Annotated in this window: 20 protein-coding genes; 12 read left to right on the top strand and 8 right to left on the bottom strand. The window is 58.3% G+C overall.

The genetic code is table 11. From position 1 onward, the window contains the following. Positions 1-18: 18 nt before the first annotated feature. Genes mnmE through CEW89_RS12890 form a run of 5 tightly spaced genes read left to right on the top strand, consistent with a single transcriptional unit; the run spans position 19 to position 5,521 of the window. Positions 19-1,314 (top strand): tRNA uridine-5-carboxymethylaminomethyl(34) synthesis GTPase MnmE, encoded by a 1,296-nt coding sequence (gene mnmE, locus CEW89_RS12910; RefSeq protein ID WP_096806152.1) that lies wholly within the window; start codon positions 19-21, stop codon positions 1,312-1,314. 16 nt (positions 1,315-1,330) lie between these two features. After that, positions 1,331-3,199: a tRNA uridine-5-carboxymethylaminomethyl(34) synthesis enzyme MnmG gene (gene mnmG, locus CEW89_RS12905; RefSeq protein ID WP_096807232.1), complete on the top strand. Its 1,869-nt coding sequence runs from the start codon at positions 1,331-1,333 to the stop codon at positions 3,197-3,199. Next, positions 3,196-3,816 carry a 16S rRNA (guanine(527)-N(7))-methyltransferase RsmG gene (gene rsmG, locus CEW89_RS12900; RefSeq protein ID WP_425321031.1) on the top strand — a complete coding sequence of 207 codons (621 nt, stop codon included), beginning with the start codon at positions 3,196-3,198 and terminating at the stop codon, positions 3,814-3,816. The genes mnmG and rsmG overlap by 4 nt, the downstream gene beginning before the upstream one ends. After that, complete coding sequence (locus tag CEW89_RS12895; protein ID WP_066703467.1) at positions 3,809-4,609, top strand: ParA family protein; 801 nt, start codon at positions 3,809-3,811, stop codon at positions 4,607-4,609. Before rsmG ends, CEW89_RS12895 begins: the two co-directional genes overlap by 8 nt. A gap of 3 nt (positions 4,610-4,612) precedes the next feature. Continuing rightward, complete coding sequence (locus CEW89_RS12890; protein ID WP_096806150.1) at positions 4,613-5,521, top strand: ParB/RepB/Spo0J family partition protein; 909 nt, start codon at positions 4,613-4,615, stop codon at positions 5,519-5,521. Here the strand turns inward: CEW89_RS12890 and hemW are convergent. The 4 genes from hemW to rph are packed head-to-tail and all read right to left on the bottom strand — an operon-like array spanning position 5,518 to position 8,391. Further along, positions 5,518-6,675 carry a radical SAM family heme chaperone HemW gene (hemW, locus tag CEW89_RS12885; protein ID WP_096806149.1) on the bottom strand — a complete coding sequence of 386 codons (1,158 nt, stop codon included), beginning with the start codon at positions 6,673-6,675 and terminating at the stop codon, positions 5,518-5,520. The two genes, CEW89_RS12890 and hemW, sit on opposite strands and share 4 nt — an antisense overlap. A 2-nt stretch (positions 6,676-6,677) precedes the next feature. Continuing rightward, the gene (locus tag CEW89_RS12880; RefSeq protein WP_066703461.1) at positions 6,678-7,061 is read right to left on the bottom strand and encodes a RidA family protein; all 384 of its coding nucleotides are present in this window, start codon (positions 7,059-7,061) and stop codon (positions 6,678-6,680) included. Beyond that, on the bottom strand, positions 7,058-7,678 hold the full coding sequence (gene rdgB / locus CEW89_RS12875) for an RdgB/HAM1 family non-canonical purine NTP pyrophosphatase (RefSeq protein WP_081423777.1): 621 nt from the start codon (positions 7,676-7,678) through the stop codon (positions 7,058-7,060). Before rdgB ends, CEW89_RS12880 begins: the two co-directional genes overlap by 4 nt. Further along, positions 7,678-8,391, bottom strand: coding sequence for a ribonuclease PH (gene rph, locus CEW89_RS12870; RefSeq protein WP_066703455.1), 714 nt, complete (start codon positions 8,389-8,391; stop codon positions 7,678-7,680). Before rph ends, rdgB begins: the two co-directional genes overlap by 1 nt. A 121-nt stretch (positions 8,392-8,512) precedes the next feature. On the opposite strand from rph, the gene hrcA reads away from it, so the two are divergent. Continuing rightward, a complete protein-coding gene (hrcA, locus tag CEW89_RS12865; protein WP_096806148.1) occupies positions 8,513-9,577 on the top strand; it encodes a heat-inducible transcriptional repressor HrcA in 1,065 nt (354 codons plus the stop codon). 11 nt (positions 9,578-9,588) lie between these two features. Further along, entirely contained in the window at positions 9,589-10,164 is a 576-nt protein-coding gene (locus CEW89_RS12860) for a nucleotide exchange factor GrpE (protein ID WP_066703450.1), read from the top strand. 70 nt (positions 10,165-10,234) lie between these two features. On the opposite strand, the gene mutS is transcribed toward CEW89_RS12860, so the two are convergent. Further along, positions 10,235-12,856 (bottom strand): DNA mismatch repair protein MutS, encoded by a 2,622-nt coding sequence (gene mutS / locus CEW89_RS12855; RefSeq protein ID WP_096806147.1) that lies wholly within the window; start codon positions 12,854-12,856, stop codon positions 10,235-10,237. 165 nt (positions 12,857-13,021) lie between these two features. Between mutS and CEW89_RS12850 the strand changes: the two genes are divergently transcribed. Together CEW89_RS12850 and CEW89_RS12845 are read left to right on the top strand one after the other, a co-directional pair. After that, a complete protein-coding gene (locus CEW89_RS12850; protein ID WP_066703445.1) occupies positions 13,022-15,286 on the top strand; it encodes an NADP-dependent malic enzyme in 2,265 nt (754 codons plus the stop codon). A 27-nt stretch (positions 15,287-15,313) separates the two neighbouring features. Beyond that, positions 15,314-16,186 carry a ribokinase gene (locus CEW89_RS12845; protein WP_066703442.1) on the top strand — a complete coding sequence of 291 codons (873 nt, stop codon included), beginning with the start codon at positions 15,314-15,316 and terminating at the stop codon, positions 16,184-16,186. Positions 16,187-16,299: 113 nt separating this feature from the next. On the opposite strand, the gene CEW89_RS12840 is transcribed toward CEW89_RS12845, so the two are convergent. Then, positions 16,300-17,523, bottom strand: a complete 1,224-nt coding sequence (locus CEW89_RS12840) for an argininosuccinate synthase (protein ID WP_066703439.1) — start codon at positions 17,521-17,523, stop codon at positions 16,300-16,302. A 136-nt stretch (positions 17,524-17,659) separates the two neighbouring features. On the opposite strand from CEW89_RS12840, the gene CEW89_RS12835 reads away from it, so the two are divergent. Further along, positions 17,660-18,412: a hypothetical protein gene (locus CEW89_RS12835; protein WP_096806146.1), complete on the top strand. Its 753-nt coding sequence runs from the start codon at positions 17,660-17,662 to the stop codon at positions 18,410-18,412. Further along, positions 18,405-19,655 carry a threonine ammonia-lyase IlvA gene (gene ilvA, locus CEW89_RS12830; RefSeq protein ID WP_066703434.1) on the top strand — a complete coding sequence of 417 codons (1,251 nt, stop codon included), beginning with the start codon at positions 18,405-18,407 and terminating at the stop codon, positions 19,653-19,655. The genes CEW89_RS12835 and ilvA overlap by 8 nt, the downstream gene beginning before the upstream one ends. Positions 19,656-19,663: 8 nt before the next feature. On the opposite strand, the gene CEW89_RS12825 is transcribed toward ilvA, so the two are convergent. After that, positions 19,664-19,984, bottom strand: a complete 321-nt coding sequence (locus tag CEW89_RS12825) for an Hpt domain-containing protein (protein ID WP_096806145.1) — start codon at positions 19,982-19,984, stop codon at positions 19,664-19,666. A gap of 208 nt (positions 19,985-20,192) precedes the next feature. On the opposite strand from CEW89_RS12825, the gene CEW89_RS12820 reads away from it, so the two are divergent. Further along, positions 20,193-21,416, top strand: a complete 1,224-nt coding sequence (locus CEW89_RS12820) for a PP2C family protein-serine/threonine phosphatase (RefSeq protein ID WP_066703430.1) — start codon at positions 20,193-20,195, stop codon at positions 21,414-21,416. Here the strand turns inward: CEW89_RS12820 and CEW89_RS12815 are convergent. Then, entirely contained in the window at positions 21,401-21,832 is a 432-nt protein-coding gene (locus CEW89_RS12815) for an NUDIX hydrolase (RefSeq protein ID WP_096806144.1), read from the bottom strand. The genes CEW89_RS12820 and CEW89_RS12815 overlap by 16 nt on opposite strands. Between the last annotated feature and the right edge of the window lie 18 nt (positions 21,833-21,850).

The raw sequence follows: 21,850 nt of genomic DNA, 5'->3' as shown, positions 1-21,850 counted from the left end.
TATCAATAGGTTACGCCTATGGATACGATTTACGCCCTGGCAACCGCCCGCGGCAAAGCGGGTGTCGCAGTGGTCCGGATTTCCGGGCCGCTTGCGTTTTTAGCTGTCGAAATGCTGGTCGGCGACGTGCCTGCGCCGCGTCGGACCGCGCTGCGTCAGCTCAGGGATCGCGACGGCATCGTGCTGGACGAAGCTTTGGTGATCTGCTTCGAGGAAGGTGCGTCCTTCACCGGCGAGCAAAGCGCGGAATTGCAGCTTCACGGTTCTGTCGCCATCGTCAATGCGGTGCTGAAATGCCTGTCGGAGATCGATGGCTTGCGTCTTGCTGAGGCCGGGGAATTCACCCGCCGCGCACTTGAAAACGAACGCCTCGATCTGGCGCAGGTCGAAGGTCTCGCCGATCTGATCGAAGCGGAAACAGAGGCGCAGCGCCGTCAGGCTTTGAAGGTCTTCTCCGGCGCATTGGGTGAAAAAACCGAACGCTGGCGCCGCGCGCTTTTGCGTTCTGCCGCTCTCCTGGAGGCTACGATTGATTTCGCCGACGAAGAGGTCCCGACGGATGTCTCCCCCGAGGTTCTGGTTCTCATCGCCGAGGTGATGATCGAACTTGAGGCCGAGGTTGAAGGCGCCAAAATGGCGGAACGTATCCGTGACGGGTTCGAGGTTGCCATTGTCGGTCCGCCCAATGCGGGCAAGTCGACCTTGCTCAACATGCTTGCGGGGCGCGAAGCGGCGATCACCTCCGAGGTCGCGGGCACGACGCGCGATGTGATCGAGGTTCGGATGGAACTCAAAGGTCTGCCGGTCACGTTGCTCGACACTGCAGGTCTGCGCGAAACCGAAGATGTCGTCGAAGCCATCGGCATTGAACGCGCGCGGGAACGCGCGAAACATGCGGACCTTCGTGTCATCCTGATCCCCTCCGTCGATGCCAAACCGGAAATTGAACCGGTAGAGGGTGATCTCGTCGTGATCGGAAAAGACGATGCCGGGGAGTTTACCGGGCAGGGGCTTTCCATTTCCGGGAAAACCGGGCAGGGCGTCGATGTAATGGTGGCTGGGATTTCCGAAACCTTGAGTGTCCGAGCCAGTTCCGCGTCAACTGCGATCCGGGAGCGTCATCGTGTGGCGATGAAAGCCGCGCTGGCCTCTATGGAATCGGCACGAAATGAGGTATTGAATGGGCCTGATCGGACCGAGCTTGCTGCCGAAGAGTTGCGGCGGGCAATCCATGCGTTGGATTGTTTGGTCGGTCGTATTGATGTGGAAGCTGTGCTTGGAGAAATTTTCTCCAGTTTCTGCATCGGGAAATGAGCAAGGAGTGTTTCACGTGAAACATACCGACTTCGATGTCGTCGTCGTAGGGGGCGGCCATGCGGGATGTGACGCGGCGGCGGCAGCGGCCCGGGCAGGTGCGCGCACGGCCCTTGTCACACTGAAGCGCGAAAACATCGGGGTGATGTCCTGTAACCCGGCCATCGGCGGGCTTGGTAAAGGCCATCTCGTGCGCGAAGTCGATGCGCTTGACGGTGTGATGGGCCGGATTGCCGACAAGGCCGGGATTCAATTCCGCCTTTTGAACCGGCGCAAAGGCCCTGCGGTCCAGGGGCCACGTGCTCAGGCGGATCGAAAGATTTACCGCACCGAGATGCTCGCGGAACTTGAATCCACAGACAACATGACCATCGTCGAAGCGGAAGTCACCGATCTTGTGATGTCCGGCGAATCCGTGGCGGGTGTTGTGTTGGGCGACGGTTCGCAGATCAAATCCGGTGCTGTTGTCTTGACTACGGGCACCTTCCTGAAAGGCTTGATCCATATTGGCGACGTCAAATACCCAGGAGGGCGGATTGGTGATAAGCCGTCTATCGCCCTAGCGGAACGTCTCTACGGTTTCGATCTTCCCATTGGACGCCTGAAAACTGGGACGCCGCCGCGGCTGAACGGCAAAACCATCAACTGGGAGATTCTCGAAGAACAGCCGGGTGATGACGATCCCGTGGTGTTTTCCTTCCTGAATCGCAAACCTTTCGCGCGTCAGGTGTCCTGCGGCATCACCCACACCAACGAGCGGACCCATGACATCATTCGCGAGAATCTTTCCCGGTCTGCGATGTATGGCGGTCATATCGAGGGGGTCGGCCCACGCTATTGTCCGTCGATCGAAGACAAGATCGTCCGATTTGCCGATAAAACTTCGCATCAGATCTTCCTCGAACCGGAAGGTTTGGAGGATGACACGGTTTATCCGAACGGCATTTCCTCTTCTCTGCCCGTCGATGTGCAGGAGGCCTATGTCCGTTCGATCCGCGGTCTGGAAAAGGTCGAAATCCTTCAGCCCGCTTATGCCATCGAATACGATTACGTCGATCCGCGCGCGCTGCGTCTGACGCTTGAACTGCGCAATGTGCCGGGGCTTTTCCTTGCCGGTCAGATCAATGGGACGACGGGCTATGAAGAGGCGGCGGCACAAGGTTTGGTGGCCGGTCTCAATGCGGCGCGTAAATCTATGGGGCAGGAGGGTGTCACCTTCACGCGCTCCGATAGCTACATCGGGGTGATGATCGACGATCTTGTCACCCGCGGTGTTAGCGAACCTTACCGGATGTTTACATCCCGGGCCGAGTTCCGGCTGTCGCTTCGTGCGGATAATGCCGACCAACGCCTGACGCCACAGGGTATCGAACTTGGTCTTGTCGGTGAGAACCGCAAGGCTGCGTTTTCTGGCAAGATGGAGGCTCTGGAAAAAGGTCGTGAACAGCTTGAGCGCTCAAGCTACACACCACGCGAACTGGGCGAGGCCGGGGTGTCTGTGAGTTCCGATGGTGCGCGCCGCAATGCGTATCAGGTCCTCGCATTTCCAGATGTCACCTTTAAGAACGTGATCGCTCTCGATTCGTCTTTTGCCGAGATTTCCCCGGAAATCCAGGAACAGATTGCGCGGGACGCTCTCTATGCCAATTACATCGAACGTCAGAAACGTGATGTCGAAGCCTTGAAGCGCGACGAACAACAGAATATCCCGGACGATTTCGATTATGCGGCGCTCAGTGGTCTGTCGAACGAATTGCGGATGAAACTTACCAAGGCACGACCGCAAACCATCGCTCAGGCCGGGCGTGTGGAGGGAATGACACCGGCTGCCGTCACTCTTATTCTTGCACGCTTGCGCCAGAGCCAGCGGCAGAAAGCCTCCTGATGAATACCCAGACTATAGCGGGTCTCGATGTTTCACGTGAAACATTGGAGCGCCTTGAAACCTATCTGGCGCTCTTGAAAAAATGGAACCCTGCGATCAATCTGGTCTCTAAATCGACGCTGGATCAGGCTTGGCAAAGGCATTTTATTGATTCGGCGCAGGTGTTTTCTCTTGTGCCGGAACATATTCGGCATTGGGCTGATTTCGGCAGTGGTGGCGGGTTCCCGGGCCTGGTCTGCGCCACGCTTGCCAGAGAGCTCTCGTCAAAAATCCGTTTTACCCTCGTCGAATCGGACCAACGCAAGGCAACCTTCCTGAGGACTGTTGCGCGTGAGCTGGACCTCGATGTCGAGGTCTTGTCTCAACGTATCGAACAGCTCATGCCTCTTGAAGCCGATCTCATTTCTGCCCGCGCTTTGGCAAGCCTGCCGAAGCTTCTGGAGTTTACCGAAAGGCATCTGGTGCCTGGAGGTCATGCGATTTTCATGAAAGGGATGTCTTTCCGCGAGGAAATCTCCGAATCCCTTGAAAGCTGGCGCTTCACCCACGAAGAATACCCGAGCGTCACGGATCCCGAATCCGTCATCCTTCTCATTGGAGATATTGATCGTGTCTGATTTTTCTTCGTCCAGCAGCCCGAAAATCATTGCGATTGCGAACCAGAAGGGTGGGGTTGGAAAAACGACAACCTCGATCAACCTTGCTGCAGCTTTGGTCAAAAACGGTTGCCGGGTGCTGGTCGTCGATCTCGATCCCCAGGGCAACGCCTCGACAGGTCTTGGGATTGATCCGGAAAACCGCAATTACACGACCTATGATCTCGTTCTTGGAGATGTCGATCTGCATGACGTCATTCAGACCACCGATTTCGAAGGTCTCTGGATTTCCCCGGCCACGGTGGATCTGAGTTCCGCCGACATCGAAATGGTGTCCAATGAAAAGCGCAGCTACCTTTTGCACGATGCTTTGCGACAACCGGCGATCGACGATTTTCACTTCGATTTCATTCTGATCGACTGCCCGCCATCGCTGAGCTTGCTGACGGTCAATGCCATGGTCGCGGCGGATTCCGTTTTGGTGCCGCTGCAAAGTGAATTCTTTGCGCTGGAAGGTCTGTCGCAGTTGATGTTGACGGTTCGCGAAGTCCGGCAAACCGCCAATTCCAAGTTGCGGATCGAAGGTGTTGTGTTGACTATGTATGATCAACGCAACAACTTGTCCCGACAGGTGGAGCAGGACGCGCGTGACAATCTCGGAGAGCTGGTGTTTCAGACGGTCATTCCGCGCAATGTCCGGATCAGCGAAGCGCCGTCTTTCGCGCTTCCGGTTCTGGATTACGATCCGACTTCGAAAGGCAGCCAAGCCTATCAGGCGCTCGCTCTCGAAGTTCTGGCAAAAAAAGGACGATAAAACATGTCGCAATCGGGCAAACCCAAAAACAGAGGTCTTGGCCGCGGATTGTCCGCCTTGATGGCGGATGTCACGCAGGAGAACGTGTCCTCGGAAACCACATCTGAACCGCGCCGTGCCGATATGATGGTACCAATCGAAAGAATTGCGGCCAACCCGGATCAGCCGCGACGGACCTTCGATCAGTCTGCCTTGGAGGAATTGGCCGAGTCGATTCGTGAAAAAGGGGTGATTCAGCCCCTGATCGTGCGTGAAAACCCGCGCAAGGCCGGGGAATACGAAATCGTCGCGGGTGAACGCCGCTGGCGTGCGTCGCAGCTTGCGCGTTTGCATGAGCTTCCGGTGTTGGTGCGGGATTATTCCGACACGGAAGTGCTCGAAGTTGCGATCATCGAAAACATTCAACGCTCCGATCTCAATGCGATTGAGGAGGCCGCTGGCTACAAGCAATTGATGGAGCGCTTTGGTCATACACAGGAAAAACTGTCCGAAGCATTGGGCAAAAGCCGAAGCCATATCGCGAACCTGATGCGTCTTTTGCAGCTCCCTTCCGAAGTTCAGAGCTATGTGATCGAGGGGCAGCTTTCCGCCGGGCACGCACGGGCTTTGGTGACCGCCGAAAACCCGTCCGAGTTGGCGCGTGAGATCATTCACAAAGGGCTTTCCGTCCGCGAGACGGAAAAGCTGGTGAAGGGAGAAAAGGCCCCAACGCAGCCCAAAACACCGAAAACGCAGAATTTCGTCGAAAAAGACGCGGATACGCGCGCGCTTGAGGGCGATCTTTCTGCGGCTATCCGCATGAAAGTGACCATCGAGCATAAGGGGGGTACGGAGCAGGGTTCCGTGACGATTTCTTACGATAGTCTGGACGAGCTGGACACGCTTTGCGCGATTCTTTCCCGGGGCGCTTAAGCTTCGGGAATCAAATCCCGGATGATTGCATTCAACAGGGGCTTGCCTTTTTCCGATACGAAAAGGCGGCCCTTTTCCTTTTTCACAAAGCCATCTTCGATCAAGTAATTGTTTTCAATTGAAAATTCTTGACCCAAAAGGATGGAGAGCCGCTCAATCTCGACGCCTTCGGTAATTCTTAGTCCCATCATGAGGTACTCAACGGCCTGATCGTAACCGCTGAGCGTTTCGCGAGGATTTTCCCCATGGCCTTTTTGCTCGACCGACGCGAGCCAGAGCTGCGGCGATAGGGGGGTGTCGATGGCGTATTTTTGGCCGCCAAGTGTTAACCGCGCATGGGCACCCGGGCCGATCCCGGCATAATCGCCATAGCGCCAGTAGATCAGGTTATGGCGACTTTCAGAGCCCTTTTGGGCATGGTTAGATACTTCATAGGCGGGCATTCCCGCCTTTTCACACTCTTCCTGAGTGATGAAATACATGTCTGCTGCGTCATCGTCCGTGGGTAAATCCCGAAGCTGCCCGCGATTGTAACGATCTCCGAAGGCTGTGCCTTGTTCGATGGTCAGCTGGTAAAGCGACAAATGATCGACCGCCATGGACAGGGCTTCGCGCAATTCCTTGCGCCAGGCCTCCTGCGTCTGGCCCTGACGGGCATAAATCAGGTCGAAACTCACGCGATCAAAGGTGCTTCGGGCAATCTCAAACGCTTTTTGCGCCTCGGAGACCGAATGCAATCGCCCCAGCCGCCTCAGATCCTCGTCATGCAGAGATTGAATCCCCATCGACACGCGATTGACGCCCGCGTCGCGATAGCCCTGAAACCGTCCGGCCTCGACCGATGTCGGATTGGCTTCGAGTGTGATTTCCACATCGTTGGCAAGCGTCCAACAGTCTCGAACCTTTCTCAAAATGGCATTTACAAGCTCTGGGTCCATCAGGGATGGCGTTCCGCCGCCAAAAAACACGGTGTTCAGAACCCGGCCGGATGTTTCCCGTGAAACACGTTCGATTTCGCAGAGGTAGGCGCGTTCCCATGCCGTCTGATCGATTGTCGCGGCAACATGGGAATTGAAATCGCAATAGGGGCATTTCGACTGGCAAAACGGCCAATGAATGTAGAGGCCGAAGCCACCATTTTGCCAGTCTTCCACGATCAGCCCTTGAACGCCGTGATTTCGATTTCGATCTTCATCTCGGGTTTGATGAGATCGGCAACGACCATGGTGGCTGCGGGGCGAATATCGGCGAGAAACTCACCAAGCGCCGGGACAACCTCGTCCACAAGTGCGGCATCGGTGATCGTGTATTGCACACGCACGGCATCCTTGAGCGAAAACCCTTCGCCTTCGAGCACACCGGAGATGGTCTTGAAGCAATTGCGCGCCTGATCGGCGATGCTTTCCGGCATGGTCATCGTAGCGTAATCGTAGCCGGTGGTGCCGGAGACGAAACACCAGTCGCCTTGCACGACGGCGCGGGAATAGCCCATGACTTTCTCGAAATCAGAGCCGGAGGAGATCAGTTTGCGGGTGCTCATGTGTTGAGATCCTTGAAGGGTCCTGAGACCAGTTTGTGAAACGCGTCGGCGCGGTGGCTCATCGCCTGTTTCCGCGCATGATCCATTTCCCCGAAAGTTTCCGTTTCCCCATCGGGCAGAAACATCGGGTCGTAGCCAAAGCCATGCGGTCCGCGGGCGGGCCAGACAATCCGGCCTTCGACGGTGCCCTCGAAAATCTCGTCATGGCCATCGGGCCAGGCGAGACAGAGAGTGCAACAAAACCTCGCGGTGCGGGGTTCGGCTGCATTCGTCTCTTCGAGACGGTCCCAGACCTTTTGCATCGCCATGGCGAAATCGCGGCCATTGGGGGTTTCGGCCCAGTCCGCAGAATACACGCCGGGCGCGCCATCGAGACCGTCGACCGCAAGGCCGCTGTCATCGGACAGGGCAGGGAGGCCGCTGGATTTGGCGGCAAAATGCGCCTTGATCCGTGCGTTTCCGGCAAATGTGTCCTCGGTCTCTTCCGGCTCTTCAAAGCCCAACTCACCGGCGGAAATTACCTCGATCCCGAACGGCTCCATAAGCTCCGCGATCTCGCGAAGCTTGCCTTTGTTGTGCGAAGCGAGGACGAGCTTGTCGCCATCGAACGCGCGCATCACGCCACCGCCGCGTTCTGCGCGGCCACGAGTTCCGCCACGCCTTTTTCGGCGAGATCGAGCAACTCGTTCATCTGCGCGCGGGAATAGGTGGCACCCTCGGCGCTCATCTGGGTTTCGATCAACTGACCGTTGGCCATCATGATGAAATTGCCATCGACGCCGGCCTCGGAATCCTCGGGATAATCGAGGTCCAGCACCGGCTGACCGGCATAAATCCCGCAGGACACGGCGGCCACATTGGAAATCAACGGATCGGTGACGATGTCGCCCGCCTTGATCAGCTTGTTGATGGCAAGTCGCAGGGCCACCCAACCGCCGGTGATCGAGGCACAACGCGTGCCGCCATCGGCCTGAATGACGTCGCAGTCGATGGTGATCTGACGCTCACCCAAGGCCACGCGATCCACACCCGCACGAAGGGCGCGCCCGATCAGACGCTGAATCTCAACGGTCCGCCCGCCTTGTTTGCCCTGAGTGGCCTCGCGACGCATCCGCGACGAGGTCGAGCGCGGCAACATGCCGTATTCGGCGGTGACCCAACCCTGACCGGAATTGCGCATGAACGGCGGCACGCGCTCCTCGATCGTTGCGGTACAAAGCACATGGGTGTCGCCGCAGCGGATCAGGCACGATCCTTCGGCATGTTTTGTCACACCGGTCTCGATTGAAATCGGTCGCATCTCGTCTAAATTTCTACCCGAGGGTCGCATGATCGTTCCTTCCGCATCTGTTGCGGCAGACATAGCGAAGAGGGGCTCGGAGGCGCAAGCCTCATTGACCCTCCGCCCGGATGTCTTTTAATTGCAGAAGGCCTCGCAAGACGCAGGAAAAATGACCGAACGTGCCAATCTGATTGCCGAAATGAACAACCGCTCGCGGGAGGTGTTTCGGCGTGTGGTCGAGGGCTATCTCGACAGCGGCGGCCCTGTCGGTTCGCGCACGCTCACGCGGAGCATGAGCGAAAAGGTTTCTGCCGCGACGATCCGCAACGTGATGCAGGATCTCGAATATCTCGGCCTTTTGGACAGCCCGCATGTCTCCGCCGGTCGCGTGCCGACCCAGCTTGGCTTGCGGCTTTTCGTCGACGGGCTTCTGGAGGTCGGCACGGTCACCGATGATGTGCGTGCCAGGATGGAGCATACGGTGCGGAGCGAGGCCAGCGATGTGGGCGGAATGCTCGACCGCGTCGGGTCCGCGCTTTCGGGGCTGACACATGGGGCAAGCCTTGTGCTGGCCCCGAAACATGAAGCCCCGGTGAAACATGTGGAATTCGTCAGCCTTGCGCCGGATAGAGCCCTTGTCATTCTGGTTTTCGCCGACGGGCAGGTGGAGAACCGCGTTTTCACGCCGCCCGTGGGGCAAACACCCTCGTCGCTCCGAGAGGCTGCGAATTTCCTCAATGCGCTGGCGGAGGGTAAAACCCTGTCAGAACTACGTTCCGTGGTCGAACGCGAAATCAAACTGCGCCGGCAGGAGCTCGACAGCCTCGCGGCCGATCTGATCGAAAGCGGAACGGCGTTCTGGGAAGGCGAGGGCTCGTCTTACGAACGTCTGATCGTGCGTGGCCGCGCGAATCTTTTGGGCGACAGTGCGGAGGCGGAGGAGCTCGACCGGATCAGAACCCTGTTCGACGATCTGGAAAAAAAGCGCGACATCGCCGAATTCCTCGAATTGACCGAAGACGGCGAGGGCGTGCGTATTTTCATTGGCTCTGAAAACAAACTTTTCTCTCTTTCGGGTTCCTCTTTGGTGGTTTCTCCATATATGAACGCTGAACGAAAAATTATCGGTGCCGTGGGTGTCATCGGACCGACTCGCCTGAACTATGGGCGGATCGTCCCGATCGTCGATTACACGGCCCAGCTTGTGGGGCGGATTTTGTCCGGCAAGGCGTGAAAAGGTGGAACATGACGGATCCGAAAAAAGACATGTCTGAAGAAATCGAAACCGGGGTCGAAGAAATCATCGACATCACCTCCGAAGAGGCCCTTGAAGGTCCGGGGGACGAAGATTTTATGGCGGAGCTTGACGCGCTGCGTGCCGAGCGCGACGAATTCAGGGACCGCTTCATGCGGGCGGTGGCCGATGCGGAAAACTCCCGCAAGCGCGCGGATCGTGACCGCAAGGAGGCTGAGAATTACGGCGGTTCGAAACTGGCGCGCGACATGTTGCCGGTGTTCGACAACATGAAACGCGCGGTCGATGCGATCACCGAGGAACAGCGCGCACAACAGGCGGCGCTGATCGAAGGCATCGAACTGACCATGCGCGAATTGCTGAACGTCTTCGGCAAGCACGGGATTCAGATCATTTCCCCGGACGTCGGCGAGAAATTCGATCCGAACCAGCACGAAGCCATGTTCGAGGCGCCGGTTCCGGGCACCAAGGCAGGTGACATCATTCAGGTGATGAACGTCGGTTTCATGATCCACGACCGTCTTCTGCGCCCGGCGCAGGTCGGTGTATCCTCGACGCCCGCATAAGAGATTCCGCCCTGAAAACTCAGAGACCAGCAATAGAAAAGCCCCCGAAACCCGGGGGCTTTTTTTGTCCTCAGCCCAGTTTCGATTTCAGATCGTAAAGCACCTGCAACGCCTCTCTCGGGGTCAAATCATCCGGCAAAATCTCCGCCAATGCCTTTTCAACGGCGCTTTCCTTGACCTTGGTCGGAGGTGGCGCGGCGGGTATGGCGGCGAAAAGCGGAAGATCGTCGATGATCGCCTTCGGATTGGCGGCATTTTCCGCCTGACCCTTTTCCAGAGCCTCCAAAACAGATTTGGCCCGTTCCACGACAGCATCGGGCAGGCCCGCAAGCCGCGCCACCTGAACCCCATAGGACCGGTCCGCTTTGCCCTTGATCACCTCATGGAGGAAAATCACCTCTCCCTCCCATTCCTTCACCGCCACGGTGGCATTGTCCGCCCCCGGCAACTTGTCGGAAAGCGACGTCATCTCATGATAATGCGTCGCAAAAAGCGCCCGGCATTTGTTTACATCATGCAGATGCTCCAAGGTTGCCCAGGCAATCGACAGTCCGTCATAGGTCGCCGTGCCGCGCCCGATCTCATCGAGGATCACCAAGGCCCGGTCATCCGCCTGATTGAGGATTGCGGCGGTTTCGACCATTTCGACCATAAAGGTCGAGCGCCCGCGCGCCAGATCGTCCGATGCGCCCACGCGGGAGAATAGCTGGGAGACGATGCCGATATGCGCTCGCTCCGCCGGGACATACGACCCGGCCTGAGCAATCAGTGCGATCAATGCGTTCTGTCGCAGGAAAGTCGATTTACCGGCCATGTTCGGCCCGGTCAAAAGCCAGATCGCCGCGCCGTCACGCCCGTCCGACAGGGCGCAGTCATTGGCGACGAATTTCTCGCCGCCCTGTTTTCGAAGCGCGCGTTCCACCACCGGGTGACGCCCGCCTTTGATCTCGAATTTTCGACCCAAATCCACCTCAGGACGGGTCCACCCCTCGCTTTGCGCCAGATCGGCCAGAGATGTGATCAGATCCAGTTCCGCAAGCGCCCCGGAGGCATCGTTGATCGCTGGCGCACGCTCCAGAATGGCCATGCGCAGCACTTCGAACAGCCGTTTCTCGATCTCGAGTGCTCGTCCCCCGGCATTGTGAATCTTGGTCTCAAGCTCGGACAGTTCCAGCGTCGTGAACCGCACCTGATTGGCCGTGGTCTGACGGTGGATAAAGGTCTCCGACAGCGGTGCCGACAACATTTTCTCCGCATGGGTCGAGGTGGTTTCGATGAAATAGCCCAGGACGTTGTTGTGCTTGACCTTCAAGGACTGCACGCCAGTAGTCTCGGCATATTTCCTCTGCAAGGAGGCAATCACCCCGCGTCCTTCGTCACGCAGGGTCCGGCATTCGTCGAGCTCCTCGTCGTAACCCGGCGCGATGAAACCGCCATCGCGGGCCAACAATGGCGGCTCTGCCACAAGCGCTGCATCGAGCAGGTCGATCAGCTCGGCATGATCCGTCAAAAATGCCATTTTCTGCTGGATTAGTGTCGAAATCGGCGCATCCACAAGGATGTCGCGAATGCTTTCCGCCTGAGCAAGACCGTTGCGAATGGCGGCCAGATCGCGGGGGCCTCCCCGGTCGAGCCCAAGCCGGGACAAGGACCGTTCCATATCCGGCACTTTGCGCAGCGCTTCACGCAGCGCCTGAGCTGTACGGCTGTTTTCAATCGCAAAGGTGATCGCATCGAGACGGTCGGTGATCACCGCGACATCGCGCGAGGGGCTGGCAAGGCGACGTTCCAAAAGACGACCACCCGCTGCGGTCACGGTGCGGTCCATGGTGGCAATCAACGCGCCTTCGCGCGACCCGGACAGGGAATGCGAGATCTCAAGGTTGCGCCGTGTCGAGGCGTCGATCTGCATCGCACCGCGCAAGCTCTCCCGCACCGGTCGCCGCACCAGCGGCAGCTTGCCTTTCTGGGTGATGTCGAGATAGTCGACGATCGCCCCCATGGCGGAAATCTCTGGTAGGGTGAACTGCCCGAACGCGTCCATCGAAGACACTTTGAAAAGCTCCGTCAGTCGTGTCTGCGCCGAAGTGCTGTCAAAGGATGCGCGCGACAGATCGGTCATGCGATCATGAAAATCAGGCACAAATTCGGCCCAATTCGCCTCATGCGCCTCGGAAACCACGATTTCCGACGGGTTCAGCCGCGCCAGTTCCGGGCCAAGACCGACCAGCGGGCAGGGCATGACGTGAAACGCACCCGTGGAAATATCGACCCAGGCGAGCGCGCCTTCTTCACGGATTTCCGCATAGGCCGCGAGGTAGTTGTGCCGTCGCGCATCGAGAAGGCTGTCCTCGGTCAGGGTGCCCGGCGTCACCAATCGCACCACATCGCGTTTGACCACAGATTTGGAGCCACGCTTTTTCGCCTCCGCCGGGTCTTCGAGCTGCTCGCAGACCGCGACTTTGAAGCCTTTGCGAATGAGGTTCAAAAGATAGGTTTCCGCCGCATGCACCGGCACGCCGCACATCGGGATGTCGTCACCGGCATGTTTGCCGCGTTTCGTCAGGGCAATGTCGAGCGCCTCGGAGGCGGCAATCGCATCGTCAAAGAACATCTCGTAGAAATCGCCCATGCGATAGAACAGGAGCGCGTCGCGATGTCGCGATTTGATTTCGAGATATTGCGCCATCATGGGCGTGGCGGGAGGTTCTGAGGACACTGTCGGCTTCCGGTTTTGATTTCGGACCAACTTATCGCCCCGATGGGTGAGGTAAAGGCCCTGATCGCGTTCTTTTTGTTGAGCATCCCACGGGCTGTGGGTAAGTAGGACCGACTGACGACGAGGAGGCACGCGCGCATGTCCAAGACCAAACAGACCCGCGAAGAGGCGTTGACGTTCCACATGGAACCGCGCCCTGGCAAATTCGACATCACGCCCAGCGTGCCCATGTCGACCCAACGCGATCTGTCGCTGGCCTATTCTCCGGGTGTGGCCGTGCCCTGCGAGGAAATCGCGCAAACGCCGGAAACCGCCTACGACTATACGAACAAGGGCAACCTCGTCGCGGTGATCTCCAACGGTACGGCCGTTCTGGGGCTCGGTAATCTTGGCGCGCTGGCGTCCAAACCGGTGATGGAAGGCAAGGCGGTTCTGTTCAAACGCTTTGCCGACGTGAACTCCATTGACATCGAACTGGACACCACCGATCCGGAAGAAATCATCCGCGCCGTGCGTCTCATGGGGCCGACCTTTGGCGGCATCAACCTTGAGGACATCAAGGCGCCGGAGTGTTTCATCATCGAGCAGACGCTCAAGGAACAGATGGACATCCCGGTCTTCCACGACGACCAGCACGGCACCGCCGTGATCTGTGCCGCCGGTCTGATCAACGCGTTGTACCTCTCCGGGAAAAAGATCGAGGATTGTAAAATCGTCCTGAACGGCGCCGGTGCTGCCGGGATCGCCTGTCTCGAACTCATCAAGGCGATGGGCGCACAGCACGACAACTGCATCATGTGCGACACCAAGGGCGTGATTTACCAAGGTCGCACCGAGGGCATGAACCAGTGGAAATCGGCCCATGCCGCCGTCACCGATGCCCGCACGCTGGCCGAGGCGATGGAAGGCGCGGATGTCTTCCTCGGCGTGTCTGCCAAAGGCGCCGTCACCCAGGACATGGTGAAATCCATGGCGCCCGATGCGGTGATCTTTGCCATGGCGAACCCCGACCCTGAGATCACGCCTGAAGACGCTCATGCCGTGCGCGACGACGTCATCGTCGCCACCGGGCGCTCCGATTATCCGAACCAGGTCAACAACGTCCTGGGCTTCCCCTACCTGTTCCGCGGTGCGCTCGACATCCATGCCCGTGCGATCAACGACGACATGAAAATCGCCTGTGCTCAGGCCCTTGCGGCACTGGCCCGCGAAGATGTGCCGGATGAGGTGGCTCTGGCCTACGGTCAGAAACTGTCCTTCGGTCGCGATTACATCATCCCGACCCCCTTCGATCCGCGTCTGATCTACACCATTCCGCCCGCCGTGGCGCAGGCCGGGATGGACACCGGCGTGGCCCGTCGTCCGATCATCGACATGGAAGGCTATGCGCAGGACCTTCAGGCCCGCATGGATCCGACCGCGCACCTTCTGCAACGGCTCTATGCCCGCGCGCGTCAGGAACAGGCGACGATGATCTTCGCCGAGGGCGACGATCCCCGTGTGTTGCGCGCCGCTGTGGCCTACCACCGGGGCGGGTTCGGTCGCGCGCTCGTCGTGGGGCGTACCGATGAGATCAGCCGCAAGCTGCAGGAAGAAGGTCTCGGCGAAGCGATTTCCGAGCTTGAGATCGTCAACGCGGCCAACACGCGCCACCTGCAGGATTACAAGGATTTCCTCTACAAACGCCTGCAACGTCGTGGTTTCGACCAGAAGGACATCCACCGTCTCGCCGCCCGCGACCGTCATGCCTTCTCTGCGCTGATGCTGGCCCATGGCCATGCCGACGGCTTGGTGACCGGAGCGACCCGCAAATCCGCCCATGTGCTCGACCGAATCAATTCTGTGTTCGATGCAACGGCACAGGATGGCGCGGTCGGTGTCACGGCGCTTCTGCACAAGGGCCGGATCATCTTCATCGCCGACACGCTCGTGCATGAATGGCCGGTCGAAGAGGATCTCGCCGACATCGCCATCGCTGCCGCCCGTGTTGCGCGGTCCATGGGGATCGAGCCGCGCGTGGCCTTCGCTTCCTTCTCGACCTTCGGCTATCCGGTGTCGGAGCGCGCGCATAAAATGCATGTCGCTTCCGAGGTGCTCGACGCCCGTGGCGCCGATTTCGAATACGATGGCGAGATGACCGTCGATGTGGCGCTGAACCCTGATGCGATGGCCTCTTACCCGTTCTGTCGTCTCTCCGGTCCGGCCAATATTCTCGTCGTGCCCGCACGTCACTCCGCCTCTATTTCCGTCAAGCTGATGCAGGAAATGGCCGGTGCGACGGTGATCGGGCCGATCCTGACCGGTGTCGACAAGCCTATTCAGATTTGTTCAACCGTTTCGACGGTAAACGACATTCTGAACATGGCGATCCTGGCCGCCTGCAAGGTGGGCCAGACCAAGTAAGAAGAACTCTGTTGAGGAGGTGTATAAATGGCGATTTTCAATCTCGGTTCGGTCAATATCGACCGCTTTTATACCCTGCCTCGCTTTCCCGGCCCCGGCGAAACGCTAAGCGCCACCGGGCACAAGATCGGATTGGGTGGCAAAGGGGCCAACCAATCCGTCGCCGCCGCGAAAGCCGGGGCGGAGGTCTATCACATCGGTGCCATCGGCAAGACCGACCCCTGGGTGCGGCAGCGGATCGAAACCTACGGTGCCAATTGTAAATTCCTGCGGGAGGTCGACGAGCCCACCGGTCATGCGGTGATCTATGTCGGGCCCGATGGCGAAAACATGATTGTCATCGACCCGGGTGCGAATGTGAAACAGGATAGCGAATTCGTCATTCAGGCCATTGATCAGGCCAAATCTGGCGATACGCTTTTGCTCCAGAACGAAACCAATCTTCAGGCCCATGCCGCGACCTTTGCGCTGGTGAAGGGCATGCGGGTGATCTACTCCGCTGCTCCGTTCTCCGTCGAGGCGGTGCGCGGTGTGATCCCCGATGTCTCCATGGTGGTGATGAACGCGGTGGAGGCCTCGCAGCTCTGTTCCGAGATGGGCATGACCCTCGATCAGATTCCGGTGCCGCAGGTTCTCGTGACACTCGGGGCCAGAGGGGCGATGTGGCGCTCGAACGAAACCGGCGAGGTGATCGAAGTGACCTCACCGAAAGTCACTGCCGTCGACAGCACAGGCGCCGGTGACACTTTTGTGGGCTATGTGGCGGCGGGTCTCGATTTCGGTATGCCGATCCGCACGGCGATGGAGTGGGCGGTACAGGCGGCGGCGCTCAAGGTCACCCGTCCGGGTACCGCGGATGCCATTCCAACCGCGGCGGATGTCAAAGCCTTTCGTGGCTAAGACCGGGGCGGATCCTCTCATGAAAAAGGGCGCCTTCGGGCGCCCTTTTCTTATACGTTTGTCGGACCTGTGCCCGACGGAAGTCCGACAATAGTCCGACGTTTTGCCGACAGTTATTTCAGGCGGCGATTCCGGGCCGCCAGAAGTTTCAGGCGCAGAGCGTTGAGCTGAATAAAGCCTGCGGCGTCTTTCTGGTCGTAGGCACCGGCATCGTCCTCGAAGGTCACGTGTTTCTCGGAATAAAGCGAGGCCTCGGACCAGCGGCCCACGGTATGCGCAGCGCCTTTGTAAAGTTTCAGGCGCACGGTGCCAGACACATGTTCTTGCGATTTGTCGATGGCGGCCTGCAACATTTCGCGTTCCGGGGAGAACCAGAAGCCGTTGTAGATCAGCTCTGCATAGCGCGGCATCAGGCTGTCTTTCAGGTGGCCTGCGCCGCTGTCGAGCGTGATCTGTTCGATGCCGCGGTGCGCTTGCAGAAGAATGGTACCGCCCGGGGTCTCATAGATGCCGCGGGATTTCATGCCGACGAAGCGGTTTTCCACCAGATCGAGCACGCCGATGCCATGTTTGCCGCCCAATTCATTGAGCTTTGTCAACAGGGTAGCCGGAGACATCGCCTCGCCGTTGACCGCAACCGCATCGCCTTTTTCAAAGGTGATTTCGACATATTCCGGCTCGTTCGGCGCCTGTTCCACCGGCACGGTCCGTTGGAGAACGTAGTCCGGCGCTTGCTCTGCCGGGTTCTCGAGAACGCGACCCTCGGACGAGGTGTGCAGCAGGTTGGCATCGACCGAGAACGGCGCTTCGCCACGTTTGTTTTTGGCGATCGGGATCTGGTTTTTCTCAGCAAAATCAATGAGTTTTGTACGGGATGACAGGTCCCAGATCCGCCAGGGCGCGATCACCTTGATGTCGGGGTTGAGCGCGTAGGCGGAAAGCTCGAAACGCACCTGATCGTTGCCCTTGCCGGTCGCGCCATGCGCCACGGCATCGGCCCCGGTCGCTTCGGCAATCTCGACAAGACGTTTGGAGATCAGCGGACGCGCAATCGAGGTGCCCAGCAGGTATTCGCCTTCATAAAGCGCGTTGGCGCGGAACATCGGGAAGACGAAATCACGCACGAACTCTTCGCGCACATCTTCGATGTAGATGTTTTCCGGTTTGATACCAAGGAGTTCCGCCTTCTGGCGCGCTGGCTCCAACTCCTCGCCCTGACCGAGATCGGCGGTGAAGGTCACGACCTCACAACCGTATTCGGTCTGAAGCCATTTCAGGATGATCGAAGTATCGAGGCCGCCGGAATAGGCGAGAACCACTTTTTTAGGCGCAGACATGGGACATTCCTTTTTCGGAGTTCGCAGGCGCGATTATCGGTTTTTTGGGGCAAGAGCAAGGTTTACGCCCAAGATTGCTTTAGCTCCCCGGGCAAAAGCACTAAACCTGCGGGCATAAGTTCTGAGAAAGGTCGTCATGACGGGTTTCATTCTATTCCAAAACGCGGTTCTGCGGGTCATCCGGCATCTGGACGAGGCGCTCGCCGTTTCCGGTCTGATCTGGATCGGCATTCTGATCGTGCAGATTCTCACTTTTAATGCCGTCGATATGGAGGCTTTGGCTTCGGGGAATCCGGAGGCTGTTGCAGGCAGTGGCATCTGGCTCATTCTCCTGTCGAATGTGGTGATGGCGGTGGGCTCCTGCTGGATCGCTGTCGAGTGGCACCGTTACGCATTGGAGGGCAAACGCCCGACCTCGGCCTTCCCGTCCTGGAGCGGGTCCCGCATCTGGGGCTATCTGATCCTGTCGATCGTCATTGGCTTGCTGATCGGTCTTTCCGTTGGGCTCTTGGGTGGTCTTCTGCTTGGGCTCTTTGGAAATGTTCTGGCGCAGGCCCTGGGCGGGCTGTTTGTCGTGGTACTGATCGCATTGCCTGCCGTGTTCGTGTTTTTCCGGCTCTCTCCGACCCTGCCCGCAGTTGCGCTGGGGCAGAAAATCTCATTCGTTCAAGCCTGGCAGGCCACGAAGCCGCATTCCGCCGTGATCTTTCAGGCCGTGATCCTGTCTATCGCTTTGTTCATCGTGATTCAGCTCATCGGATCGGTGTTCGGAAGCGGTTTGCTGGGCTTGCTTTATGAATTGCTGGCGGGGTGGTTTTTGCTGATGGTCAACGTGAGCCTGTTGTCGTCGATTTACGAACTGGCCATGCGGGGAGAGCTTCATGACTGAGACGGGTCCTTTCACCGAACGTGCGCGCGCTGCGGAAACGCTGGTCCGGCGTCTGTTCGCGCCTACGCCCTGCCTGCGCAACGATCACCTGTCGAAAGCCTATGATTGCGATGTCTGGCTGAAGCGCGAGGATCTGACGCCGGTGCGATCCTACAAGCTGCGCGGCGCATGGAATGCGATGATAAAAGCGCGGGAAAAAGACCCGAGCATCGGTCTTTTCGTCTGCGCCTCTGCGGGGAACCATGCACAGGGCGTGGCTTTTGCCTGTCGGCAATTCGGGGTGAAAGGGGTGATCTTCATGCCGGTCACGACGCCGCAGCAGAAGATCGACAAGACCAAGGTCTTTGGCGGTGACAACATCGAGATCCGTTTGGTTGGCGACTATTTCGACAACACACTGGAGGCAGCACAGAGCTATTGCGCGGAGCAGGGCGGGCATTTTCTTGCACCTTTCGACGACATGGATGTGATCGAGGGGCAGGCGACCGTGGCCGTCGAATTCATGTCCCAGATGGTACCGGACGTAGTTGTCCTGCCCGTGGGCGGCGGCGGGCTTTCGGCGGGCGTGCTGTCCTACCTGCGCGAAACGGCGCCTGCGACCGAGGTCTATTTGGTGGAGCCGATGGGTGGGCGCTCTCTGGCGGCTGCGGTTGCGGCCGGAGAACCCGTGACGCTGAGCGATGTCGACAGTTTTGTCGACGGGGCGGCCGTCGCGCGGATCGGAGCGCTGCCTTTCGGGATTCTGCAGGACATTCCCACCGATCACATTCTCGCCTGCCCCGAGGATCGCATCTGTTCGACCATGCTCGACATGCTGAATGTCGAGGGCATCGTTCTGGAACCCGCTGGGGCCTTGTCGATAGACGCGCTTCAGGACATTCGTGACGCGATTCAGGGTAAACGCGTTCTGTGTGTGACGTCTGGTGGCAATTTCGATTTCGAACGCCTGCCGGAAGTCAAGGAACGGGCACAGCGTTTCCGGGAGCTTAAAAAGTATTTCATCCTGCGTATGCCGCAGCGTCCCGGTGCCTTGCGCGATTTCCTTGACATGCTGGGGCCGAACGATGACATCGCTCGCTTCGAATATCTGAAAAAATCCGCTCGCAATTTCGGATCGGTCCTGATTGGAATCGAAACCGACGATCCGGCGAATTTTGCGCATTTGTTCGAGAACATGAACAAGGCCGGGCTGGTCTATCGTGATATCACAAATGATCGGGATCTGGCGGAATTCGTTCTATAGATGGCTGTTCAGGCAACAGCCCGGCTGATAAATTCGGAGCGTGATTGAGCGTAACTGTCAAAGATTTTGGCCATGTTGATCACTTCGGAGCGCCCCTCTCGCGCTGCTTTTTCTCCGTCACGGCACAGGGCGGAGAAGGCAGCAAAACCGAGGTTCAGCGAACTGCCCTTGAGAAAGTGAAGATCTTGTTCGAGAGACGATGAGTCCGACATGGCTTTCATGCGCTTGATCACTTCGTCGACCTCCTCGAGAAACAGGTCCACGACTTCGCGAAAATCTTCCGCGCCAACTTCGTCTCGCAATTCCGCAACCCGGTCCCAGTCAATCATGGCAGCCTCCTGTCTGTGAGCGATAAGAGTGCAATAAGGTTACGCAAATGTAAGCGCGGTCCCGATTTTCCGGAAAATTTTAGATTTAAGGCGACATTAAATCGTCTGGCTCAGGATGAGCGGAACACGTCACAGGTCAGGGTGCTTCGTTTTGCTCATCGCTCAGAAAAATCACACGTATTTACAAGCCGTACCTGAACGTGGCGTCGTGAACACCGTTCTGGTCGTGGACGATTCGCGGGCACAACGCCGTATTTTGTCCTCTTATCTCGGCCGTTGGGGATATGTGGTTTTCGAGGCGGCTTCGGGGGGGGAGGCGATAGAAATCTGCCAGCGTGAGCCGATTGATCTCGTAGTTTCCGACTGGATGATGCCGGGAATGAACGGGCTGGAGTTTTGTCAGGCCTTTCGGCAACTCGACCGTGCGCATTATGGTTATTTCATCCTTTTGACGTCGAAATCCGACAAGGCGGAGGTGGCTCAGGGGCTCGATGTCGGTGCGGATGATTTTCTAACCAAACCTGTGGCGGGCGATGAGCTTTTGGCCCGCATCCGTGCCGGGGAACGCATTTTGCGAATGGAGCGGGAACTGACGGAAAAGAACCGCCTGGTCAGCTCGACCCTGGCCGAGATCTCGGCGCTCTACGATTCGCTCGATCGCGATCTGGTCGAGGCACGGAAGATGCAGCAGTCGCTGGTGCGAGAGCGGTTCCGGGATTTCCAGACGGCGCAGGTGTCATTGCTGCTGCGGCCGAGTGGGCATGTCGGAGGCGATCTTGTCGGCTTTTTCCCGATCAACGAGCGACAGTTCGGCATTTTCGCGCTCGACGTGTCGGGGCATGGCATTGCCTCCGCATTGATGACGGCGCGGCTTGCGGCCTATCTGACAGGGTCGACACCGGAACAGAACCTTGCGATCCGCAGCAATGAACAGGGTGGGTTTTACCCCGCAGATCCCTCCGAGGTCGCGGCGGCCCTCAATCGGCTGATGCTCGAGGAGATGGAAACGGATCTCTATTTTACCATGATTCTTGGGCATTTCGATCGGTTCAGCGGCGATTTTGTGATGGCGCAATGCGGTCATCCGACCCCGATATTCCAATCGACCGACGGGAGTGTGACCTTCTTCGGTGACGGTGGCATGCCGGTCGGGCTTATCCCGAATGCGCCGTATGAAGATGTGCGTCTGACCCTTTCGCCAGGTGAGCGTATCCTGATTTTCTCCGACGGCGTGACGGAATGTCCCGATGGCGGCGACGGAATGCTCGGTGAGGAGGGGCTTGCCGAGATGTGTCGCAAGGTGAGCCGTGAGACCGGAAACGCGTTTTTCGACACCTTCCTGTGGGATCTCAACGATTACAACAAGGACAGGGATTTCCCCGACGATATCTCGGCTATTTTGCTGGAATATTCCGGTCAGAACACGCGCTGAAGAAAGGCCCGGTCACCGGGATTTCCAAGGCTGACCATGGCTTGTTCGGGGCTTGCCCAATGGACGGAGTGATCTTCTTCTGGCGGCTCGGCCAGTTTGCGGACCGGATGCGCCCGATAGATGTGACAAATCTTTTCGGCCCAGAGATCGTATTCGGGCATGAACACAAACCGTCGAAAGGCACCGAGAAAACGCGGCTGTGCGATCCGCCAGCCGGTTTCTTCGAAGACTTCGCGATGCAGGGCCGTCACCGGACTTTCGCCCGGGTCGATCCCGCCCCCGGGCAGTTGGAATTCATTGTGGATGCCTGCCTGATAAGTCAAAAGCAGCCGTCCGTTCTTCGGCAGGATGGCATAGGCCCCGGGGCGGGCACGGTAAGATTGTCCCTCAAGTCTGGGTTCCCCGTATCGTCGCATGTCTGCCCTGCCTTTCTT

This window comes from Celeribacter ethanolicus (assembly GCF_002407265.1).
GTDB lineage: Bacteria > Pseudomonadota > Alphaproteobacteria > Rhodobacterales > Rhodobacteraceae > Celeribacter > Celeribacter ethanolicus.
Note: the sequence above shows the minus strand (reverse complement) of the source record. Positions and strands in the feature narration are given on the sequence as shown.

Excerpts from the sequence above, each read along its gene's own strand:
- CEW89_RS12845 (WP_066703442.1), top strand. The coding sequence starts at position 15,314 with ATGGCGATTTTCAATCTCGGTTCGGTCAATATCGACCGCTTTTATACC.
- CEW89_RS12815 (WP_096806144.1), bottom strand. The coding sequence starts at position 21,832 with ATGCGACGATACGGGGAACCCAGACTTGAGGGACAATCTTACCGTGCC.
- CEW89_RS12825 (WP_096806145.1), bottom strand. The coding sequence starts at position 19,984 with ATGATTGACTGGGACCGGGTTGCGGAATTGCGAGACGAAGTTGGCGCG.
- mnmE (WP_096806152.1), top strand. The coding sequence starts at position 19 with ATGGATACGATTTACGCCCTGGCAACCGCCCGCGGCAAAGCGGGTGTC.
- rph (WP_066703455.1), bottom strand. The coding sequence starts at position 8,391 with ATGCGACCCTCGGGTAGAAATTTAGACGAGATGCGACCGATTTCAATC.
- hrcA (WP_096806148.1), top strand. The coding sequence starts at position 8,513 with ATGACCGAACGTGCCAATCTGATTGCCGAAATGAACAACCGCTCGCGG.
- CEW89_RS12840 (WP_066703439.1), bottom strand. The coding sequence starts at position 17,523 with ATGTCTGCGCCTAAAAAAGTGGTTCTCGCCTATTCCGGCGGCCTCGAT.
- CEW89_RS12890 (WP_096806150.1), top strand. The coding sequence starts at position 4,613 with ATGTCGCAATCGGGCAAACCCAAAAACAGAGGTCTTGGCCGCGGATTG.
- CEW89_RS12880 (WP_066703461.1), bottom strand. The coding sequence starts at position 7,061 with ATGAGCACCCGCAAACTGATCTCCTCCGGCTCTGATTTCGAGAAAGTC.
- CEW89_RS12860 (WP_066703450.1), top strand. The coding sequence starts at position 9,589 with ATGACGGATCCGAAAAAAGACATGTCTGAAGAAATCGAAACCGGGGTC.
- ilvA (WP_066703434.1), top strand. The coding sequence starts at position 18,405 with ATGACTGAGACGGGTCCTTTCACCGAACGTGCGCGCGCTGCGGAAACG.
- CEW89_RS12850 (WP_066703445.1), top strand. The coding sequence starts at position 13,022 with ATGTCCAAGACCAAACAGACCCGCGAAGAGGCGTTGACGTTCCACATG.
- rdgB (WP_081423777.1), bottom strand. The coding sequence starts at position 7,678 with ATGCGCGCGTTCGATGGCGACAAGCTCGTCCTCGCTTCGCACAACAAA.
- mutS (WP_096806147.1), bottom strand. The coding sequence starts at position 12,856 with ATGATGGCGCAATATCTCGAAATCAAATCGCGACATCGCGACGCGCTC.
- CEW89_RS12835 (WP_096806146.1), top strand. The coding sequence starts at position 17,660 with ATGACGGGTTTCATTCTATTCCAAAACGCGGTTCTGCGGGTCATCCGG.